The sequence below is a fragment of the Herbiconiux daphne genome, from assembly GCF_024979295.1.
Lineage (GTDB): Bacteria > Actinomycetota > Actinomycetes > Actinomycetales > Microbacteriaceae > Herbiconiux > Herbiconiux daphnes.
This window is the reverse complement of the sequence record NZ_JANLCJ010000467.1, coordinates 1-652: the sequence shown is the minus strand read 5'-3', so window position 1 is coordinate 652 and position 652 is coordinate 1. Positions and strand designations below refer to the sequence as shown.

The following is a 652-nucleotide window of genomic DNA, read 5'->3' as shown; positions in this document are numbered from 1 at the left end:
GCGCTGGGAGTATTGCATCGGTCATGTCTAGGAACCGAGAGTTTCTGAATACGTTCGATGAAATCGTTATCTGTATGGATAATGACACGGCAGGTGAAGATGCTTTAGTTAAAGGTCGCGCTTTATTCCCTCAAGCTAAATTTGCTCGTATCCCCAAGGGTACGTTCCAGATGAATGGCCAGGACAAAGAGATTAAAGATGCGAACGATTTGCTGTTAGCAGGTCGTGGTCAGGAGTTGTTCAACATCTTAAAGTTTTCTGCCAGACGTGAATCTCCGGCAGGTGCTGTAAGTGTGTTTGACTGCCTTGAAGATGCGCTTAAGAAACCAGAATGGGGTGTTCCTTACCCATGGAAAACTCTCAACGATATGACGTTTGGTATTCGTTGGGGGGAAATGGTTGCAATCGGTGGTGGTGTTGGTTCAGGTAAAACATTGATTGCTCACGAATTAGTGAAAAGTCTTTGTCTGGATCATGGCTTTAATGGTGGTGGCTTCTTCTTGGAAGAGAAGGTAGGCATGACCGTCAAGAACATCGCTGGTAAAGCTGCATCTATTCCGTTCCATCGTCCTGACGTAGAGTACGATCAAGACGTTCTCTATAATGAGGCGTTGAAGTTTGCAGACAAGTTCTTCTTGTATGACAACTTTGG

Annotated in this window: 1 protein-coding gene; it reads left to right on the top strand. The window is 45.1% G+C overall.

What is annotated here, in order from left to right; all coding sequences use genetic code 11:
* Positions 1-74 precede the first annotated feature (74 nt).
* A partial coding sequence (locus N1032_RS25900; RefSeq protein ID WP_259543490.1) for a hypothetical protein occupies positions 75-652 on the top strand: 578 nt, incomplete at its 3' end.